Below are 496 nucleotides of genomic sequence, written 5' to 3' on the forward strand. Positions count from 1 at the left end.
CCGTGGCGACGCCCTGCCCGACCTTGAAGACTACGATTACCCGGGCCGCTTCATCGACCGCGAGCGCGGCAAGCATTTGGCCAAACGCGCCCTCGAACGCCACCGCTGCGACTTCCAGCTCGCCGAAGGCAAGAGTGATCAGCCACTGCTGGTCAGCGGCCATTTCCTCGCCCTGACCGAACATCCGAAAGCCAAGTGGAATGATCTGTGGCTGCTCACCGAAGTCCTGCACGAAGGCAAGCAGCCGCAGGTGCTCGAAGAGTCGGTGACCAGCGACACTACGGCGCTGAAAGACGATTTCCATCAGGGCTATCGCAACCGCTTTCAGGCCACGCCGTGGGACGTGCCCAACCGTCCACCGCTGCGCCACCCGAAACCGCGCATCCTCGGCAGTCAGAGCGCGGTGGTCACCGGCCCGAAAGGCGAAGAAATCCACTGCGACGAATACGGCCGGGTCAAAGTCCAGTTCCACTGGGATCGCGAAGGTCAGGCCGAC

General features: G+C 63.3%; 1 protein-coding gene. It reads left to right on the plus strand.

The window, feature by feature from the left end:
• Positions 1-496, plus strand: a 496-nt coding sequence (gene tssI, locus DCO47_RS26855) for a type VI secretion system tip protein TssI/VgrG (protein ID WP_116659290.1), incomplete at both ends; no start/stop codon positions are given.

Source organism: Pseudomonas sp. NDM, from assembly GCF_003105095.1.
GTDB lineage: Bacteria > Pseudomonadota > Gammaproteobacteria > Pseudomonadales > Pseudomonadaceae > Aquipseudomonas > Aquipseudomonas moraviensis_A.